This is a genomic window from Mycobacterium uberis (genome assembly GCF_003408705.1).
In the GTDB taxonomy this organism is placed as follows: Bacteria; Actinomycetota; Actinomycetes; order Mycobacteriales; family Mycobacteriaceae; genus Mycobacterium; species Mycobacterium uberis.
Genome location: NZ_QAYL01000020.1, coordinates 1 through 17,689, shown reverse-complemented (window position 1 = coordinate 17,689; position 17,689 = coordinate 1). Strand labels below are relative to the sequence as shown.

14 protein-coding genes and 10 pseudogenes are annotated in these 17,689 nt (G+C 58.1%); 19 read left to right on the top strand and 5 right to left on the bottom strand.

All coding sequences use genetic code 11. The annotated features are described in order from the left end of the window. Nucleotides 1-5 precede the first annotated feature (5 nt). On the bottom strand, nucleotides 6-134 hold the full coding sequence (locus tag MUBE_RS20445) for a hypothetical protein (RefSeq protein ID WP_424399091.1): 129 nt from the start codon (nucleotides 132-134) through the stop codon (nucleotides 6-8). 54 nt (nucleotides 135-188) lie between these two features. Between MUBE_RS20445 and MUBE_RS20440 the strand changes: the two are divergent. Beyond that, nucleotides 189-613: pseudogene (locus MUBE_RS20440) on the top strand (helicase HerA-like domain-containing protein); the annotation flags it as partial. A gap of 253 nt (nucleotides 614-866) precedes the next feature. Here the strand turns inward: MUBE_RS20440 and cmrA are convergent. Further along, nucleotides 867-1,673 carry a mycolate reductase gene (cmrA, locus tag MUBE_RS11255; protein WP_116540587.1) on the bottom strand — a complete coding sequence of 269 codons (807 nt, stop codon included), beginning with the start codon at nucleotides 1,671-1,673 and terminating at the stop codon, nucleotides 867-869. An 80-nt stretch (nucleotides 1,674-1,753) separates the two neighbouring features. Here cmrA and MUBE_RS11250 point away from each other — a divergent pair, with 80 nt between their 5' ends. Next, nucleotides 1,754-3,085 (top strand): MFS transporter, encoded by a 1,332-nt coding sequence (locus MUBE_RS11250; RefSeq protein WP_116540588.1) that lies wholly within the window; start codon nucleotides 1,754-1,756, stop codon nucleotides 3,083-3,085. A gap of 69 nt (nucleotides 3,086-3,154) precedes the next feature. On the opposite strand, the gene MUBE_RS11245 is transcribed toward MUBE_RS11250, so the two are convergent. Next, nucleotides 3,155-3,922, bottom strand: coding sequence for an MmpS family transport accessory protein (locus MUBE_RS11245; protein ID WP_116540589.1), 768 nt, complete (start codon nucleotides 3,920-3,922; stop codon nucleotides 3,155-3,157). Between the two features lie 113 nt (nucleotides 3,923-4,035). Further along, entirely contained in the window at nucleotides 4,036-4,662 is a 627-nt protein-coding gene (locus MUBE_RS11240; RefSeq protein WP_116540586.1) for a TetR/AcrR family transcriptional regulator, read from the bottom strand. 402 nt (nucleotides 4,663-5,064) lie between these two features. On the opposite strand from MUBE_RS11240, the gene MUBE_RS18235 reads away from it, so the two are divergent. From MUBE_RS18235 to MUBE_RS11185, 16 genes and pseudogenes are all read left to right on the top strand, one after another. Beyond that, nucleotides 5,065-5,487, top strand: a complete 423-nt coding sequence (locus tag MUBE_RS18235; protein WP_243633013.1) for an AMP-binding protein — start codon at nucleotides 5,065-5,067, stop codon at nucleotides 5,485-5,487. 93 nt (nucleotides 5,488-5,580) lie between these two features. Continuing rightward, on the top strand, nucleotides 5,581-5,898 hold the full coding sequence (locus tag MUBE_RS18230) for an AMP-binding protein (RefSeq protein WP_243633012.1): 318 nt from the start codon (nucleotides 5,581-5,583) through the stop codon (nucleotides 5,896-5,898). A gap of 12 nt (nucleotides 5,899-5,910) precedes the next feature. Next, nucleotides 5,911-6,162 carry an AMP-binding protein gene (locus MUBE_RS18225; RefSeq protein WP_243633011.1) on the top strand — a complete coding sequence of 84 codons (252 nt, stop codon included), beginning with the start codon at nucleotides 5,911-5,913 and terminating at the stop codon, nucleotides 6,160-6,162. Nucleotides 6,163-6,342: 180 nt separating this feature from the next. Continuing rightward, nucleotides 6,343-7,070 (top strand): annotated as a pseudogene (locus MUBE_RS11230) (CoA transferase subunit A). Nucleotides 7,071-7,107: 37 nt separating this feature from the next. After that, nucleotides 7,108-7,680: pseudogene (locus tag MUBE_RS19515) on the top strand (CoA-transferase). 53 nt (nucleotides 7,681-7,733) lie between these two features. Further along, nucleotides 7,734-9,285 (top strand): annotated as a pseudogene (locus MUBE_RS11220) (carboxyl transferase domain-containing protein). Between the two features lie 23 nt (nucleotides 9,286-9,308). After that, nucleotides 9,309-9,560: pseudogene (locus tag MUBE_RS18220) on the top strand (biotin carboxylase N-terminal domain-containing protein). 39 nt (nucleotides 9,561-9,599) lie between these two features. Continuing rightward, nucleotides 9,600-9,845 (top strand): ATP-binding protein, encoded by a 246-nt coding sequence (locus MUBE_RS19085; protein WP_279386723.1) that lies wholly within the window; start codon nucleotides 9,600-9,602, stop codon nucleotides 9,843-9,845. Between the two features lie 92 nt (nucleotides 9,846-9,937). Further along, nucleotides 9,938-10,117, top strand: coding sequence for an ATP-binding protein (locus MUBE_RS19080; RefSeq protein WP_279386722.1), 180 nt, complete (start codon nucleotides 9,938-9,940; stop codon nucleotides 10,115-10,117). Further along, complete coding sequence (locus tag MUBE_RS19075; RefSeq protein ID WP_279386721.1) at nucleotides 10,093-10,686, top strand: biotin carboxylase domain-containing protein; 594 nt, start codon at nucleotides 10,093-10,095, stop codon at nucleotides 10,684-10,686. The genes MUBE_RS19080 and MUBE_RS19075 overlap by 25 nt, the downstream gene beginning before the upstream one ends. A 191-nt stretch (nucleotides 10,687-10,877) precedes the next feature. Beyond that, nucleotides 10,878-11,925 (top strand): annotated as a pseudogene (locus MUBE_RS11210) (acyl-CoA dehydrogenase family protein). Beyond that, a pseudogene (locus tag MUBE_RS11205) lies at nucleotides 11,926-12,466 on the top strand (MaoC family dehydratase). Next, nucleotides 12,463-13,281 (top strand): HpcH/HpaI aldolase/citrate lyase family protein, encoded by an 819-nt coding sequence (locus MUBE_RS11200; protein ID WP_116540584.1) that lies wholly within the window; start codon nucleotides 12,463-12,465, stop codon nucleotides 13,279-13,281. The pseudogene MUBE_RS11205 and the gene MUBE_RS11200 overlap by 4 nt, the downstream one beginning before the upstream one ends. Nucleotides 13,282-13,504: 223 nt before the next feature. Then, a pseudogene (locus MUBE_RS11195) lies at nucleotides 13,505-14,594 on the top strand (thiamine pyrophosphate-dependent dehydrogenase E1 component subunit alpha). Further along, nucleotides 14,591-15,647, top strand: a pseudogene (gene bkdB / locus MUBE_RS11190) (3-methyl-2-oxobutanoate dehydrogenase subunit beta). Before MUBE_RS11195 ends, bkdB begins: the two co-directional pseudogenes overlap by 4 nt. Continuing rightward, nucleotides 15,644-16,830 (top strand): annotated as a pseudogene (locus tag MUBE_RS11185) (dihydrolipoamide acetyltransferase family protein); the annotation flags it as partial. The pseudogenes bkdB and MUBE_RS11185, both read left to right, overlap by 4 nt. A 227-nt stretch (nucleotides 16,831-17,057) precedes the next feature. On the opposite strand, the gene MUBE_RS20435 reads toward MUBE_RS11185, so the two are convergent. Further along, nucleotides 17,058-17,231, bottom strand: coding sequence for a DUF222 domain-containing protein (locus MUBE_RS20435; protein ID WP_165849658.1), 174 nt, complete (start codon nucleotides 17,229-17,231; stop codon nucleotides 17,058-17,060). On the opposite strand from MUBE_RS20435, the gene MUBE_RS15970 reads away from it, so the two are divergent. Further along, nucleotides 17,211-17,381 carry a hypothetical protein gene (locus tag MUBE_RS15970; protein WP_165849657.1) on the top strand — a complete coding sequence of 57 codons (171 nt, stop codon included), beginning with the start codon at nucleotides 17,211-17,213 and terminating at the stop codon, nucleotides 17,379-17,381. The genes MUBE_RS20435 and MUBE_RS15970 overlap by 21 nt on opposite strands. Nucleotides 17,382-17,689 lie beyond the last annotated feature (308 nt).

Sequence of the window (17,689 nt, the reverse complement as noted above, 5' to 3'; positions counted from 1 at the left end):
ACAACTCACAACACCACCCGCTTTACCGACGGACTCACGGCTACCAGAACATCCACACAGTAGATCAACTCACACAACCCATCGACCCACACCACAACCCACACCACCACACCCCACATAAAACAAAACCACACAACACCAGACCAGGGTGGGCAGAAGATCGGACATTGTTTGCGAAGGTCATAAAGTTGTTCACTGACATCTTGAAAATGTTCGTCGAGTAGGTCGAGCTGACTGTCAAGCTGATTCGCTCCAAGGGCGTCAAGGTATTCCTTATGCGCCCAGTTGCCCACGGGCCTACCCAATGACATGTTGTCCCAGTTGGTCTCCTGCGTCCAGCCCGCTCTACGGGCGTTCACCCGGATGACCAGAAGTAACTGGCCAAGACCGTGCACACCTATTCGGGGACCGATCTCTACGACTTGGAGTTAGCGGTTAGCATCGTTGGAAATCGGTGAGGCCGTCGTCACGGTTACTGCCCGAGAAAGGCACACCGACACCGATGGTGTGGACGCGTATGCGGATGCCGCGGTCGTTGATGGCTGTCATCAGCACCGACGAAATTGCCGCTGCAGCTAAATTCAACTCGACGCAGGCTAAACAGGGTCGGACGTTCAGCAGACGTCAGAACCTAAAGTGCTCAAACCGAAAGAACTGCCACTATAGAAATCACCGTGCGGGAAGTACGACCCCCGGCCTTGGCTGGACGAGATTGACTTGCTATCCATACTCACGCCCGTTAAAACTCACCGCTCAGTCATTTGGGAACAAGTGCTGAGTAATCCGACCGTGAAGAGCGCCCTCATAACCGTCATACACGAATTCATTCGCAGCTTGTTCGGTACCGGACGCCACCCAAATAACGCCTACCCGCTGCCGAGTTTCTTATAGAAGCTGCCCGTGATCGGCGCTATTATGGCGCGTGGTGTGTACCCACTCACCACCGACATGGCTTTCGACGTTACGCCCGGGACAACGCGCATCTTGTTGCGCTCCAAGGCATTCAATGACAGCCGTGCGGTGTGCTCCGTTGAGATCCAGAGGAAGTCAGGTACCAGTTTTTCCACGAGCGATGCTTCGGCCGGATCGGGCAGTTTGGTGCGCACCGGTCCCGGTGCCAGCAACGTGACGTGCACGCCGGAGTCGTGCAGTTCACCACGTAGCGATTCACTGAAGGTGTTCGCGAACGCTTTGGTAGCGGCATAAGTGGCGTTGTAGGGGATCGGTGCATTACCGGCGGCCGAGCCGGAGATCAATATCCCGCCGGCCTTGCGCTCGATCATGCCCGGCAGTACTGCCAACGTAAGGTCGTGCACCGCTACGGCATTCAGCTGCACTCGAGCTTTTTCACCTGCTGGGTCGAGTGCAGAAACCGGACCGAAAGTTGCGGTACCTGCATTGGCGCACAGGATCGAGATGGGCCGTGCGGCCAGTTCATCGGTCAGTTTCGCTCGTTCAGATGCGTCGGCGAGATCGGCCGGTCGCACTTCGACCGAGACACGATATTTGTTGGCCAAACGGACGGCCAGGCCGGTGAGCACATCCTTGCGTCGCGCGGTGACGATTAGACTGTGTCCACGCGCGGCAAGTTCGGTGGCTAGCGCTTCGCCGATGTTCTGTGATGCTCCGGTCACAACGGCACGTGCGTCGGGGCTGGGGGCGGGTATCGGCATGCGCCAATGGTAGACACACAGCGATCGCAGGCGCGGTGGAGCCGAGTGCAGCGGGGTGCATTCACCGTAAAGTGCTGGACATGAATCAGCCAGAGTCGGGCGCGGGTACCTTGGCGCGGTCGCGGGTTGTAGCGTGGGCGATGTGGGACTGCGGTTCGACTGGCCTGAACGCCATCGTGGCGACCTTCGTTTTCGCAGTGTACCTGACCAGCAGCGTGGGCGTAGGCATGCCCGGCGGTACCTCATCGGCGAGTTGGTTGGGTCGCGCAGGGGCCGTTGCCGGGTTGACTATCGCAGTGCTGGCGCCGGCCGTCGGCGTATGGGTGGAATCTCCGCGTCGTCGGCGGGTAACGCTGGGCGTGCTGACTGGTCTTGCGGTGACGCTTACCTGCGCGATGAGCTTTATACGCGACCAACCTGGTTACCTTTGGGCCGGATTGGTGCTGCTGGCGGGAACAGCGGCATGCAGTGATCTGGCCAGCGTCCCGTACAACGCAATGCTGCGTCAGTTGTCGACGCCGGCGACAGCCGGCCGGATTTCCGGTTTGGGTTTGGCGTCGGGATATGTCGGAAGCGTCGTCTTGTTAGTGCTGATCTACCTAGGTTTCATTTCCGGCACCGGTGAGTTGCGCGGGCTGTTACACCTGCCCACTCACGACGGAATCTACGTACGCGCGGCGATGCTGCTGGCCGCGACATGGCTGGTGTTGTTGGCTTTGCCACTGCTGTTAACGGCACACCGACTACCCTCGTTGGATGAAATGTCTCACCCAACGAGCATGCTGGGTGGCTATCGTAAGCTTTGGTCGGCAGTCTCTGCGGAATGGCGACACGACCGCAACCTGGTCTACTTTCTGGTGGCCAGTGCGCTCTTCCGAGACGGTTTGGCGGCGACATTTGCCTTCGGCGCTGTGCTCGGCGTCAACGCCTATGGGATTTTACAAGCCAATGTGTTAGTGTTTGGCATGGCTGCCAGCGTGGTGGCCGCAGTCGGGGCGGTGCTCGGCGGGTTCGTTGACCACCGGATCGGGTCCAAGCGAGTTATCGTGGGGTCGCTGATTGCGATTATCGTCACGGCCCTGATCTTGATGATGCTTTCCGGCCCCCTCGTTTTCTGGATTTGCGGATTAGTGCTGTGTCTGTTCATCGGACCGTCGCAGTCGTCGTCGCGCGCTCTGTTACTACATATGGCGCAGTCCGGCAGGGAAGGTGTAGCATTCGGCCTCTACACAATGACGGGGCGGGCGGCGTCGTTCGTGGCGCCGTGGCTTTTCTCTGTATTTGTCGACAGTTTCGGCGCTGTCCGGGCCGGCCTGGGTGGAATTTCGGTGGTGCTGCTGGCCGGGCTCCTGGGAATGCTGGTGGTGCGCGTCCCAACGCGGCACAAAGCGGCTGCGGTTGAGTCGTCCTAGTAGGCCGGCCGGTCGCACGTGCAGCCGAGTCGGGTGTAGCGGGTCGCCATGCGTCGAACCTACTACGTCTTAGCGGGGGGCATCGCAGATTGTCAGACCTACCCCAGTGTGCTGGCGTACTTGAACTCCGGCCACCGTGACTGAGCAGGTGACATCGTGGCCGATGTTGACGATCGTGACACTTGCCGGATGGACAGCTGACTTGGACAGGCTGACCTGTTTGCTCCACGGCAGTACCACGTTGAACTCGGTCTGCATGATGTCGTCGGTATCCATGTACGTGACACTAATAGCCCGGCCTTGGCCAGTGACACTGTAGACAACGTCCAGTATTGCGGGTGGCGTGGTGGTTGGTGCGGTAGTACCAGGGCTGGTAGTCGGTACAGCGGTGGGTGTGGGCGACGTTTCGGTGGTTGGTGTCGGGGTGGCCAAGCTTGACTCGGACATGGCGGGTAACGGCGGGACGGCCATCTGTGTTTTAATTGCGCTGTTCGTGATTACTAGCGTAATGACTAACCCGACTGCCAGCACAACGGACGTGCCCGCAGCGACCCACAACAACCAGTGCGGTGATTTCGGCCCGTACGGTGGTGGGGGAGCCAGCCTCTCTGGAGGTATGTCGGTCAGTGAGGGTCGGTCTTGCTGCCAATATCGCGGCAACTGTTGAGTCCGGTTTGGCGTCCGGGGCGGAAGCGGGGCTCCGTACGCAGGTGCGTAGGGCGCTTGTTCGGCATAGGCCGGATCGTTGAACGGCGGATATTGGCGATCTTGCGGCTCGATCGGTCCAGACCCGGTTAAACTGGGACTAAGCCACTCAGGCCGGCGTGGATCGTTCATGCCCACCTCAACCTCATGGGATGCAGGGTACCTGGATCTGGCATTCGACGTATGGCAGTTGTTACCGGCCTTGTCGTCGATATCGAGGTTGTACCCGAACCGGGTTCAGTCGGTCACGCATTGTGCAGGTCTACGGCTACTAGCACGGCAACAGTCATCGTTCGCATGATGGCGCCGAACCGTTCCGCGCTGGATGGCTTGGCGCGCGAATTACCTAGGGATTTCATGCTGTACAGCGTCGAGTTCAGCACGCTTAATACAGCGTGCGCCGCCAACCAAGCGTTAGCTTCAGCAAGCTTCGGGTTTAGCTGGCGCAGTACAGCCACCCACACCTCCACGTACTGTCGCTGCGCCTTGCGCACCTGCCGTGCGGCGACAGTGGGCAGGTAGACAAGATCTCGGTCTTGAATACGAATTAAGTGGGGTTTGCCCAGTGCAAAGTCGAGGTGAAAATCGATGAGGCCGTCTAGTGCCACGTTCGCATCACGAGCGCCGGCAAGCAGTCGGGCGCTGGTCTCGACCAGCAGTGACTTCTTGTTGGGAAAGTGTCGATAGATGGCCGGACCGCTGACCTCGGCGGCGGCGCCGCTGTCTTCTAGCGGCACCGCGAGGAAACCACGTTCAGCGAAGAGCCGTTCGGCGGCGGACAGGGGTTGCAGGCGTCGGCCAGACTTCAGCTGGCTTCGGCGATCTGGTGTTTCGGGAGGCCCGGGCTGGCCGTCTAGTGTAGGCGCCGTCATGACGGCCTCCATCCGCAACTCGCACTGGACACTTCGGTTAATTGTCACTAACGTAACGGGGGTTATTGGCTATTCACTTTACGGGAATCGTGCCAGTAGCCATGGACTGCGATCCACCGTGTCATGTCCCTACTTTTGTGACCGAGGTCAGAGCAAGTGTCGACTGCTTGAGACGACTATCGGCGCAAGCTTGGCCGATACGGTCGCCAAATACGCACGCAGGAATGTGCTGGTTAGTGTCTGGGCTGGGCGACGATGGCGTTACACAGAATTGCTGACCGCCGTACGCCGACTGGCGACGGGGCTGGTTTGGCCGGACGATCAGGTTGGCGTCTTAAGCGCAGAACCGATGGGAGGGAATGCTAGCCTAGTGTGTGACCGCCCAGATTGACGCGGTCCTTGGTGACCCTAAACGCTGCTTACCGAGCACGTGAATTGGACTACGCACTAACGCAATCCGGAGTTGCGATGGTGATCGTTGCCCCCGATTTCAGGACCTCGGACTACACCAAAATGCTGGCCGCGGTGGCGCCACATTGTCTCGGCCTATCCGACGTAGTGTTCGTGGGCAGCGATCGCTGGGACGAACTGGCTGGCGCGGAGGCCGATTTAACTGTGCTGAAGCAGATTGCGGCGAAATTGCGAAACAGCGATCCCATCAACGTCCAATACACTTCTAACACTAAGATGTATCCGAAAGTTGTCACGCTGAGCCACCGCAACATTCTTAACGACGGCTATCTGGTGGGCGAGTCGCTCGAGTACATCGCGTACGACGGGATCTTTATCCTGGTGGCTCTTCTATGTACTGTTTCGGCATGGTGATATGGGGACACTAGCTACAGCGCCTGTATGACAATTTCGGCGCCTGGCTTTGGCTCTAACAATAACTCTGCAGGTGGTGCATTGTGACCAACGATGTTCATCGCCGAGCCGGGTCTGCTGGCGTTCGCTGACTACGAGCTGGACAGCCTGCGCATCGGGGTTATAGCGGGTTCGCCCTGCCCGGTCGAGGTGGTGCGCAAGGTGATCAAGAACATATGCATGCCGGGTGTCTCGATCTGCCATGAGATGGCCAAGACTTCGTCAGCGTCCACGCAGGCCCGGATGGACGACTTACTGGTGCGGTGCATGGGCACCGTTGGCCGGTTGGTTCCTCATCAGGAGATCACGGTGGTGGATCCGGTCATCGATGAAACGGTGACTCACAGCGTATCCGGCGAGTTCTGCACATAGGGTTATTCAACAATGACCGGGTATTGGAATGATCCGGAGCAGATCACCGAAGTGTTCGATGCGGACGGCCGGATGCGCACCAGAGATCTGGCCACCATGGATGCATGTGGGTACGTCGAGATCACTGGCCGAATCAAGGACATCATGGTTCGTGGCGGCGAGAACATCTCGCTGTGCGAGATCCAGAAATTTCCATACAGCATACCGATATCGTCGACGGCCACGTCACCAAGGTGCCTGACGAAAGACGTAGTGAGGAGCTGATGGCCGTGGTCAAGCTCTACGTCATGGGGCCCCGAGTTTGACCATCGAGGCGTTGCGTGAGTTTTGCACGGGTCAGCTTACTAGACGCACCACATTGGCAATGATACTACCTAGTCTAGCTAAGTTAAAATTAATTTGACTGGGCATAGACCGCCTCGGCGGTGAAGAGACTCTGCGGTAATGGACAACATGGTGGCTACCGCTGCCGGAGGCGATCGCGGACATAACTGACGGGTTGTCACTGGTGGTGCGGGATTCGGGCTCTGCGGTATTCTTGAAATACTTGCTGCGGCGGTGGTTGACAGCGGGGTCCGCGACTTGGAAACGGTGTTGAACAATTGCGATGTCGACGGCGTTGGTCTCGGACTCCTTATACAGCACAAGAGAATTTGCCGGGCCATCTCGTCGTACGTGGGTGAGAACAGGGAGTTCGTTCGCTAACTCCTAGCCGGTGCACTCGAGGTGGAGGCTGCTCCCCAGGGCACCCTGGCGGAGCGTCTGTGTGCCGGTGGGATGGGGATACCGGCTTATATGCCGGCTGGTGTCGGCAATGAAATCGCCAATGACGAGCTGCCGTGACGCTACGACGCCTTAAGTGTGGTAGCGGTGGTGTCGCCTGCCGAGGAAACCCGTGAGTTCGACGGCGCCACCTAGTGTTCTCGAGCCGGCAGGCTGCACTAATTTTCCACCTGGTGTACGCCTGGAAGGCGACCGGTACGGCAATTTGGTGTTATTGGGAGTCCATCGCTAACTTCAACCCGGAATGAGCTGGTATGGGGCGGATCACCATCGCTGAGGTCGAGCATCTCGTCGAGGCTGGAGAGATCGCCCTTGCCGCGTTGCACACGGCGGGAATCTATGTGCATCGGATCGTGCACGTGCCCAATCCCGTCAAGCGGATTGAGTAAGGAGACGGTGCGTTAAATGACGTAGACCAGAGATGAGATGGCCGCCCGGGTTGCAATGAAGTTCGAGGACGGTCACTGCGTCAACTTTGGTATCGGTATACCCACGTTGATCCCGAATCACCTACCCGACGGCATGTACGTCGTCTTGTATTTTGAGAAGGGGATCCTGGGTGTCGGACCATACTCTCGGCGCGAGGATGTTGACGCCGATCTGATTAACGCGGGCAAGGAGACGGCCACCACCCTGTCGAAGGTTGTGTTTTTCTCCTCCTCGTCCTCATTTGTAATCATCCGTGGTGGACACCTTGACATCGCAGTATTTGGGACTATGCAAGTCTCGGTCACCGACGAACTCGCGAACTGGATGATCCCCCGGGCAAGATGGTCAAGGGTGTGGGCAGCGTGATGGACCTGGTGCGCAACGTCCGCAAGGTGCTTGTGGTAGTGGGGCACGCCTCAAGGACGGTACTCCCAAGGTCGTGGAATGGTGCATCTTGCCGCTGATTTATGCGCACTGTGTGAACCACATCGCCACTCATCTCGCGGCCATCGACGTTTGTGCCAAGGCCTGTACCTGATTGAAACCTCCCTTGACGTATCGGTCGATTAATTCATCGCGAAGAATCAACTACCCCTGGTGTTTTCGGATCTGGTGACCTGGCGGTGACGATCGCTGTACCGTCGTCCGTCGACGAGCACCGCTGGCTGGTAGCGGAATTGGATGACACACTTGACGCTGCGATCCTGGGTGGCAACGAAACGCGCACGGGAACAACGCATCAGCCGCGGCAAGCTGCTCCTCCTCGGACGGGTGAATTGGCCGCTAGATCCGGGTAGCCCGTTTTTGGAGTTGGCTTCGCTGGTTGCGGGTGGTATGTACGGCGACGAAGTACTAGGTGAGAGGCTTATCACCGAGATCGGTCAGGTAGCGCAGCGTGAGTGTGTGGTCGCCGCCAACGATGCAACGGTTAAGAACGACATCTAATTATCCCATGAAGATTCAAGAAGCACCTGCGTGCGCAGGAGGTTGCGCTGCAGAATCGGCTGCTGTGTATCTACCTGGTGGACTCCGGCGGCGCCTTCCTGCCGCACCAAGGCGAGGTGTTGCCGGACCGCGAACGTTTCGGCCAGATCTTCTACAACCAGGCGACGATGAGCACCAAGGAGATTACACCAGATGGAGGCGGTTCTCGGCTTGTGTATGGCCGGGCGTAGCTTACGTGCCGGTGATGAGCGACGAGGTAGTCATCGTTCGCGAGCAGGGCATGACCTGTCTCGCTGGTCCGCCACTGGCCAGGGTCACTACCGGCGAAATCGTTACGGCCGAGGAACTCGGCGGCGGTGACCTGCACTCGCGAGTGCCCAGTGTAATCGACCACCTCGCCGAAGACGAGGAGGAAGTGCTGTGGATCGTACGTGCTATCGCCGCCACCGTCAGCCCGCTCGACCCTGCCTGATAGGAGGTAAGTCGTCCCGCTGAGCTTAACCATGCACAGACTGTGCTGTATGACGTTGTACCTCCGGCTCCATGGGTGCCTTAAGATGTGCGCAAGGTGACCGTGCTGCTAGTCGGCGGTAGCGAATTCAGCGATTGCAAGGCCAAATACAGCAAGGTGTTGATGACCGCCTTCGTGTATATCCACGATAATCCGGTTGGGATTGTCGCCAACAACGGCGTGCTGTTTAGCGAATAAACGCTTAAGGGAGCGCATTTCATCGAGCTGTGTGACAAGCACAAGATTCCACTGCTGTTCTTGCGAAAAACCGCCGGCCTCGTGATCGGCTGGGACTACGAGGCCGGCGGCATTGCCAAGCATGGCGCCAAGATGGTGGACGTCGTGGCCTGTGCTCGGATGCCCAAACTGACCGTTATTGTCGGTGGATCGTACGGTGCGGGCAACTGCTCTACACTCACCTCGGTTCTTGTTGATGTGGTTCGATGCGTGGATCTCGGTTATGGGTGGCGAGCCTGCCGTGTCCGTGCTGGCGACCGTGCGCGGCGAGCAACTTGCGGCGACCGGTGCACCTTGGCCAACCGACGAGGTGGAGGCCTTTAAGGCGCTGATTCGTGCGCAGTACGGGGACCAGGGCAACTTATACTATTCACATAGCTCGTTTGCGAGACAACGGCATCATCGACTCGGCAGATACCAGAGCAATTGTAGGGCTTACTCTTGCGGTGTGTGTCGACGTGCCGCTGGAACCGTTCTGCTAAGGCGTCTTTCGAACGTGACGGTAATGTTTGACACTGTGTTAGTGGCCAACCGCGGTGAGATTGCCGTTCGGATGATCCGGATATTGCGTCGGCTGGGTATTCGATCGATCGTCGTGTACAATGACTCCAAATGCCGGTGCCTGACATGTGCTCGAGGTTGATGCAGCGGTGCTGTTGGGGTATGGGCAAGTTACCTCGACATCAGTCGCGTGGTTGAGGCCGCGGTGAGCACCAGAGCTCAGGCGATCCACCTCGGCTACGGATTGTATTTCTAAAATGCGGATTTCTTCGCAGCATACGAACATGTCAGAGTAGTGTTCGTCGGTGTATCGACGCGTGCCATCGAGGCGATGGTGGACAAGATCACCACCAAGAACGCGGTCGTCGTTTTCGGGGTACCGGTAGTGCGCGGGGTGACCCAGCCCGGGGTCACCGACGACGAAATGGTCGCCGCTGCCGATGAGGTCGGCTATCCGGTGTCGATCGAGCCATTCACGGATGGCGGGGCAGGGATATGCGGCTGGTGGCGGACCCGGTGTTTCTACCCGAGGCGCTGCTAGGAGCGCGGCGGGAGGCTGTGTCCTTGTTCGGCGAAGACGCGCTATTCCTGGAGCGATTCGTATTATGGACCAGGAACGTTAAGGTTTAGGTATTGGTCGACAGCCATTCCAACGTTGTGCATCTCGGTGAGCGTGAGTGCAGCCTGCAACGGCGCCACGGGAAAGTCATCGAGGAGGCGCCGTCTTCGTTGTTGGACATCGCTACGTGCGCGCAGATCGGTGCGGCGGTCTGCTACACCGCCTGCAGGTGGAGCATCCTGTTGCTGAGGTGATCACCGTACTGGACCTCGTCGAGTGGCAGATTCGGGTGGAGGCTGGCGAGAAGCTGCCGTTCGGGCAGGACGACGTCACGTTGAGCAGGCATGCTATCGAAGCACGAGTGCACGCTGAGGATTCCGGCGGAGGATTTCTGCTTACCGATATGGGCGGGTGCTGGATGTGCTCAAACCTTCGGGCAACCGGTGTATGGATGGATTCCTCATTGCTGTCTGGCATCGTAATTGACAGTGACTATAACCTGATGCTGAGCAAGGTGATCGCACATGGGGCCGACTGCGATAAGACGTTGATGTGGAAGGCGTTTCTGGGTGTGCAGATCAATATTGAGTTCTCCGGTTTTTGCTCACAGATGACCGGATGTGTGCCGGAGATTTGGATACTGCCTTGCTGGACGAGTGATTCGCTGACTTTGCGCAGCTGCCGGTGCGCACCGCGATGCAAACTGCACTGCGTGGTGAGACGGTGTCAGTGTACAGGTTACCTGAGACCGACACGGTGCAGGTCGGCTATGGCGAAATTCTTTCCACAAGTGTATAGCTCGTGCGATGTCCGCTGTACGTGATATTGTCCACTTCAGTTTCGGGCCACATTGAGGTGTTTGGTGTCCGCCAGTGGCCAAGTGATTGTCGAACAGGTGTTGGCTAGGTTAATCTCGGTTTCCGAAGAGCCTGCAGAGAGCAAGTATTAGAGGATCATGGCGATAACCATTACGGTGGGAAACAGCGAACGGAATACCAGGATTCTCGCGACACGGTGGTTGATTTCGCGCGAGCCGTGGTCGCCCCAATTTCGGCTAAACGCGATGAAGAGTATAGCTTTCCATACGAGATGGTCGCCAAGATGGGTGAGATGGTGCTGTTCAGGTTGTCGTTCCTCAAGGAATGCGTCGGCATGGGTGGTGACTATGTCGCACTGGCGGTGGCGCTCGAGGAGCTCGGCAAAGTTGACCAGTCGGTGGCTATTACGCTGGAAGCAGCGGCAAGTCTGGGGGGCTATGTCGATTTACCGATTCGGTACTGAAGGGCGGAAAAACACGTGACTTCCCGACCTGGTCGCCGGTCGAGTGTTGGCTGGTTTCGGACTCATCGGACCGGGGTCCGACTCGGACGCCGACGGCACTCGCGCTATGGCCTGTCTAGAAAACAGCGAGTGGGTAATTAATGGCACCAAGCAATTCATCATCAACTCCCGCACTGATATTACTTCGCTGGTAACGGCTACCGGAATCCGAGTTGATGGTTAAAAGAAATTTCGACGATCATCATGCTAAGCAGCCCAATGGGATTCACTGTAGAGCCAGTTTACGACAAGGTCGGTTGGAACGTTGTGGATATCTACCCATTGACATTCGTCAACGTGTACGTTCCGGATGAGAACCTGCTAAGCCAGCACGGGAGCAGGCATGTGAACTTCCTGTCCATTTTGGATAAGGGTCGCATTGATTACTAAGGTGACGTAAGGGTGCGTCGACGAGAGTGTCAAGTACGCCAAGGAGCGCCAGTCGTTCGTCCAGCCGATCAACTCTTACAAGGCGATCAGCTTCAAGGTAGCGTGAATGGAAACATGTGCGCACGTTGTTCGCACCGCTTACTACAATGCTTTCGGAGAGATGTTGGCAACCAATCATTTTAAGGAGAAGGCACTGATCATAAAGATGACTGCGTCGGAGGCGGCAATGGACAACACTTATGACGTAACTTAGATCCATGGTGGCTATGGCTTCATGAACGAGTATCTGGTAGCCCGTCATTATCGAGATGGCAAGATCCTCGAGATCGGTGAAGGTACCACTGAGATGTAACTGAATACTCATTGTGCGATCGCTGGGACTGCGGTGATTGCCCAGGAGCAAGGAAACAAGTCAGTTGTTCAGCGGGGGTTGTGGTTCGAGGAGTTCAATATTGATTAAGATGTACCTGTATCGATTCGACCGCATGGTTATCGAAGCTGACAATGTGCTGTTCACCACGCTGACGATGAACGTCCAGTCGTTGCATCGTGATGCGGCGTGGGCAGGCAAGCAGCCGGGTTTTTGGGATGAACGGTTGGTGGACTCGATGTTTACCCTCTCGACGTTGGTCTGGTTGTCGGTTGCACAGTTGACGCTGGGCACCGTCGTGGCCAATCTAGGTTTTTCCGAGGTTTCGTTCCCCAAGCCTATCTTCCATGGGGACACCTCGTATGCAGAGGCGGCATGCACCGGCAAATGCGAATCGAAGGGCCGACCCGGCAAGGGTATCGTTAATTTCGAGCACACCGCGCGCAACCAACACGATGACATCGTTGTGCGAGCAGTGCGCACGACGCTCGCGCAAAGGCGGCCGGCGCAGGAGGTCCGATGAACCTGCGTGCCGTCGGCCCAGGTTGGTTGTTTTGCCCGGCCGATCGACCTGAACGTTTCGCCAAGGCCGCCGCTGTCGCCGATGTGGTGATCTTGGACCTCGAAGATGGTGTGGCGCAGGTGGAGAAGCCCGCTGCCCGTAAAGCACTGCGGGACACTCCGCTCGACCCCGAGCGGACGGTGGTGCGGATCAACGCTACTGGCGACGACGAGCAAGCCCGTGATCTGGAAGCCTTGTCCTATACGGCTTATTCAACAGTGATGCTAGCTAAAACTGAATCGGCAACACAAGTGGCCGCACTCGCACCACGCGACGTTATCGCGCTGGTTGAGACTGCGCGGGGTGCTGTGTTGGCAGCCGAAATCGCCGCGGCCGAAGGTACGGTCGGGATGATGTGGCGCGCCGAGGACCTTATCGCTACCTTGGGTGGCAACTCCAGTCGGTGGGCTGACGGCCGTTATCGGGATGTGGCACGCCATGTCAGGTCGACTATCTTGCTTACGGCATCTGCGTTCGATCGGATCGCGCTCGACGCCGTGCATTTGGACATCCACGATATTGACGGTCTGCGGGCGGAAGCCGACGACGCCGTAGCGGCGGGTTTCAATGCGACTGCCTGTATCCATCCGAGCCAGATCTCTTTGGTGCGCAAGGCCTATCAGCCCAGCGAGGAGAAGTTGGCCTGGGCGCGGCGGGTATTGGCAGCGGCCAAAACCGAGCGTGGAGTGTTCGCGTTCGAAGGACAGATGGTTGACTCGCCGGTGCTCAAGCACGCGGAAATGATGGTGCTGCGGGGCAAGCCTACCTTGGGGTGATTGTTAATTTCACCTGCGACACGTTCTGCACATTGTCCGGATGAGCCCAATCCTTCCATACTCGAGTGTCTAATGAGTATTATACTCGTGCTATGCACTCGCGTTAAAGGTTAAAGACGGAACTTAGCTGGTTGATGATCGGCTACCGCATGATCGACATTTGCCAACTGTGTGACCGTGGGGTGGCTTTAGGCCGAGGAGGCGGTATGGCAGGGGTTCTCTGATGCCGATGACTGTCGACCTTGAGCCGGTGCGACTTATCGGTCCAGATGGGATGTCGACGGCCGAATGTCGCTATAATGGCGATCTTCCCGCCGAGACATTGTGTTGGCTCTACGAGCTGATGGTGGTCACACGAGAACTCGACGTTGAGTTTGTCAACACTGAAGCATCAAGGTGAGTTGGCACTGTTCGCATCCTGTCGTGGTCAGGAAGCCGCACAGGTAGGTGCTGCGGCCTGTCTGCGCAAAACTGACTGGCTGTTTCCCCAATACTGTGAGTTGGGGGTCTATCTCGTGCGCGGTATCCCACCCGGGCATGTGGGCGCTGCTTGGCGCGGAACTTGGCATGGCGGGCTGGGATTCACCAAGAAATGTTGTGCTCCGATGTCGATTCCGATCGGCACTCAGACTCTGCATGCGGTCGGGGCGGCAATGGCCGCGCAACGGCTAGGTGAGGATTCCGTGACGGTGGCCTTTCTCGGTGACGGCGCTACCAGCGTAGGCGACGTGCACGAGGCGTTGAATTTCGCGGCGGTGTTCGGCGCGCCATGCTTGTTCTATGTGCAGAATAATCAGTATGAGATTTCGGTGCCGATGTCCAAGCAGACCGCCGCACCGTCTATTGTGCACAAGGCAATCGGTTACGGAATGTCCGGCATCCGGGTGGATGGCAATGATGTGCTGGCGTGCTACGCTGTGACGGCCGAAGCTGTCACGCGGGCCCGTGCCGGCGACGGACCAACGTTGATTGAGGCGGTCACCTACTGGATTGGTCCGCACACCACTTCCGATGATCCGACCCGGTACCGGAGTCAGGAGGAGGTGGACCATTGGCTCGCTCTGGATCCAATTTCACGTTACCGCACTTACTTACAGAGGAAGGCCCTGTGGTCAGGCCGACTGGAGGAGCGGGTAACCGCTCGGTCGAAGCGAATGCGGGCAGAACTGCACCACGCGGTTTTCGATGCACCGAATTTCGATATCGACGAGGTGTTCACCATGGTGTACGCCGAAATCACGCCGGGACTGCAGGCGCAGTGGCAACAGCTGCGAGCTGAACTGGATCGAACTGGGTTAGGAGGACGAGCATGACGTCGATCGCCGATCCTCCGGCGCACGCGAGTGAAACGTTCACGGTGGCAGTGGGTGATGTTGTACTCGGTGCACAGCCGATGACCATGGTGACGGCGCTCAATCGCGCGCTATATGACGCAATGGCTGCGGACGATCGGGTATTGGTGTTTGGCGAGGACGTCTCCACCGCCGGTGGGATATTCTGGATCACCGAAGGACTGGTCGACACCTTTGGCGAGGCGCGCTGCTTCGACACACCGCTGGCCGAGTCCGCACTGATCGGCATCGCCATCGGGCTCGCGTTGCGCGGCTTTGTCCCAGTGCCTGAGATCCAATTCGACGGCTTTTCCTACCCGGCCTTCGACCAGGTGGTCAGCCATCTGGCAAAGTACCGGACCCGCACTCGCGGCGAGGTTAACATGCCGGTCACGGTGCGAATCCCATCGTTTGGTGGCATCGTTGCGATCGAACATCATTCGGACGCCACTGAGGCCTACTGGGCGCATACCTCGGGCCTGAAGGTGGTGGTCCCGTCGTCACCCGCTGATGCCTATTGGCTGCTGCGATACGCGATCCACTGCCCGGACCCGGTGATGTACTTGGAGCCAAAACGCCGCTACCAGCGGTCGCGGAATAGTCGACACCAGCAGGCCCGAACCTCCGATCGGGCAGGCGATAGTGCGCCGGGCCGGCACTGACGTAACCGTTATAACTTATGGCAGTCTCGTCAGTACCACGATATCTATTGCGGAAGAGACTGAGCAGCAACGTGGTTGGAATATCGAAGTTATCGACCTCCGGTCGCTGGCTCCGCTGGACTTCGATACCATCGCCGCCTCCATCCACCGGACCGGGCGTTGTGTAGTGATGTATGAAGGGCCGCGAAGCCTCGGCTACGGCGCCGGCTTGGCGGCACGTATCCAGGAAGATCTATTTTATCAGCTGGAGGCTCCTGTGTTCCGCGCATGCGGTTTTGACACTCCTTACCCGCCGGCACGGCTGGAGAAGTTATGGCTGCCGGACCCCGACCGGCTACTGGACTGCGTTGACCGTGCACTGGAGCAGCCGTGAGCGCAGACTTTGCACACGAGCGCATCAAATCTTTCCGTGTCCCCGACCTCGGTGAGGGACTGGAAGAAGTGACTCTAACGTGTTGGAATGTCGCCGTCGGCGATGGCGTGGAGCTTAACCAGACGCTGTGCACTGTAGAGACGGCTAAGGCTGAAGTCGAAATCCCTAGTCCCTATGCTGGTCGGATCGTTGAAAGGGACGGCGCGGAAGGAGATGCGCTTAAGGTGGGTGCGGTGCTGGCTCGGATCGACACTGCACCGTTGAACGAAGCGGCGCTGTCCGCGTCACTCAATGGTGGAGCTGCGGTACCCACCATGGTCGACTATGGCGCTAACTCCGCTACCGATGCCAGCAGACGGTCAAGTCGGCCGCTTGCTGCACCATCTGTACGTAAACTGGCTAACGATCTGTCGGTCGATCCTGCTTCGCTACAGCGCAGCGCTGGCCAGACGATTACTCGCGCGGACGTGATGGCGACTACTCATGCGTCGGGCGTCGGGCCTGAGGTGCGACCGGTACTCGGGGTGCAGGCCCGGATGGCGGAGAAGATGACGCTATCCCACAGAGAAATTCCAGCCGCAAAAGTGAAATTCCAGCCGCAAAAGTCAGCGTTGAAGTTGATTGCACCGAGCTTCTGCGGCTGCGCGATCAGTTCCGTTTGCTCGTGTCGATACCTGGCGACGAAATCACCCCGTTCGTGCTGACGTTGCGGCTGCTGGTTATTGCGTTGATTCACAACACTATTCTCAACTCTACCTGGGTCGACTCGCCGAAAGGGCTGCACATCCACGTCCATCGTGGTGTGCATCTGGGGTTCGGTGTGGCTACCAGACGTGGGTTGCTGGTCCCGGTTATTAGTGAAGCTCAAGATAAAACAACGCGTGAACTCGCTTCTCGGACAGCTGAATTGATTGTCGGTGCGCGCGAAGGCACCCTCACGCCTGCCGAGCTGCAAGGATCGACGTTTACTCTGTCGAACTTTGGGGCGCTGGGCGTGGACGACGGTGTGCCAGTGATCAACCATCTCGAAGCGGCCGTTCTAGGCATCGGAGCAATTAAGCCACGCCCGGTGGCCGTTGGCGATGAGCTAATGGTGCGTCCGACTGCGATGCTGACATGCGTGTTCGATCATCGTGTGGCCGACGGTGCTCAAGTGGCCCCATTCGTCTGCGAGCTACGCGACCGCCCGATTAGACCAGTAGTACTTTTAACTCGCTTTGTCTGTGTTTGTGTGGTTGTGGTGGGGGTATTTGTTTGGCGGTGTTATCGGTGGGGTTACATATCCCGGGAGCGGCCAGTTTGGCTAACATGTCCTTCAGTATGGTGCGGGCCTCAGGGGTCAGCTAGGTGTGTAGCGCCGACATGCCGTCGGCTTTTTGCTTAGGGCTAGTCTGCGTCGGCGGGCCCGATTCATGGTCGGTGTAGATGCCTGTCGGGGTTGAGGCAGTCGGCGAGACGATCGGCTAACCCGGCCAGGTGTTCGGACCGGTATTGGGTGTCTTGCTTGGCCGGATCAGCCTTGGCGCGTTCACGGATGGCCGCATCGATCCAGCCGGGTAGTTGGTGGCAGAACCGGTGGATCACCGCGAGATCTGGTCGGCACCGAGTCGTTCGGCACGCTGGGCTGCTGTGGTGGCCGCTAACTGTGGCGGTAATGGTTTGCTGGTGAATCACGTGCCGTTCACCAAGATCGGTGGCATCACGGATGCGTTGGGGAGACTTCGGTACGGCTGATCCGCGTCCACTCGGCAATCGCATGCAAGAACCTGCCGCCACGCTACCCCGTACCGTGGTATCCAACGTATCCAACGCAGCCGTGATCACCTTCCTATCCACGACACCACAATGAACTCAACTCACAACACCAAACTATCGGAAGACACCGACATTTAGAGTTGCTGCATTTTTGAGTGATCGGAGGTGTTCTGACTCTCCAACCATTGGGGGACGGAGGGATTCTCAATGACGATGTCAAGCCGCTGGCTGGGTGTTCGGGGGTGAATCGGGTGGCCAGGTGCGGTCGTCGTGGATGAGTGTGTAGA

Excerpts from the sequence above, each read along its gene's own strand:
- cmrA (WP_116540587.1), bottom strand. The coding sequence starts at position 1,673 with ATGCCGATACCCGCCCCCAGCCCCGACGCACGTGCCGTTGTGACCGGA.
- MUBE_RS11250 (WP_116540588.1), top strand. The coding sequence starts at position 1,754 with ATGAATCAGCCAGAGTCGGGCGCGGGTACCTTGGCGCGGTCGCGGGTT.
- MUBE_RS11245 (WP_116540589.1), bottom strand. The coding sequence starts at position 3,922 with ATGAACGATCCACGCCGGCCTGAGTGGCTTAGTCCCAGTTTAACCGGG.
- MUBE_RS11240 (WP_116540586.1), bottom strand. The coding sequence starts at position 4,662 with ATGACGGCGCCTACACTAGACGGCCAGCCCGGGCCTCCCGAAACACCA.
- MUBE_RS18230 (WP_243633012.1), top strand. The coding sequence starts at position 5,581 with ATGTTCATCGCCGAGCCGGGTCTGCTGGCGTTCGCTGACTACGAGCTG.
- MUBE_RS18225 (WP_243633011.1), top strand. The coding sequence starts at position 5,911 with ATGACCGGGTATTGGAATGATCCGGAGCAGATCACCGAAGTGTTCGAT.
- MUBE_RS11200 (WP_116540584.1), top strand. The coding sequence starts at position 12,463 with ATGAACCTGCGTGCCGTCGGCCCAGGTTGGTTGTTTTGCCCGGCCGAT.